Genomic DNA, 253 nt, shown 5'->3' on the forward strand with positions numbered 1-253 from the left:
TTGATCTCGCCGTTCTTGACCACCGCGCGCTGCTCGCCGGCGCCGACCGCCAGGATCGTCGCATGCGGCGGGTTGATGACGGCGGCAAAGTCCTTGATGCCGAACATGCCCAGGTTGGACACCGCCGTCGTGCCGCCCTGATACTCTTCCGGCTTCAGCTTGCGGCTCCTGGCACGGCTCGCCAGGTCCTTCATCTCGTTGGAGATGGTGGACAGCGTCTTTTCATCGGCATGGCGGATGATCGGCGTGATCA

Annotated in this window: 1 protein-coding gene; it reads right to left on the reverse strand. The window is 63.6% G+C overall.

Annotated features, from left to right (window positions below; all coding sequences use genetic code 11):
- On the reverse strand, positions 1–253 hold a 253-nt coding region (locus tag ACWGS9_RS35880), incomplete at both ends, for a 2-oxo acid dehydrogenase subunit E2 (protein WP_454509572.1).

The sequence above is a fragment of the Mesorhizobium sp. Arg314 genome, assembly GCF_053714275.1.